Genomic DNA, 328 nt, shown 5'->3' with positions numbered 1-328 from the left:
GTTCGCTGTCGTCGGCGTCGTTGAGGACCAGACTGCGGACCTGATGTACCCAGCGTGGCGACTCCTCCCCGGCGACGGTGACCTCGACCACCACCTCCGAGAACGAGTCGCCGGCCACCACCCGCTCGATCGGGTAATCGTCGGCCTCGACCCGGTGGTTGTTGCGGTAGCGCAGTTGAAAGCGCGCCCGGTACTCGTCGACGGTCGCGCCCAGTTCGGCGATGTCGCCGACCCCGTGCATGCCCAAGGCAGCGTCGTTCGCCCAGAGCAGGCTCTGGTCGGGATCGATCAGGATCACGCCCTCGTCCAGGCCCACGATGATCTGGCG

1 pseudogene is annotated in these 328 nt (G+C 67.4%); it reads right to left on the bottom strand.

Annotation, left to right across the window (positions count from 1 at the left end):
• A pseudogene (locus AC0IYH_RS29030) lies at positions 1–328 on the bottom strand (PAS domain-containing protein); the annotation flags it as partial.

It is taken from the genome of Pseudomonas sp. AC463, assembly GCF_979253585.1.
This window is presented reverse-complemented; position numbering and strand designations above follow the sequence as displayed.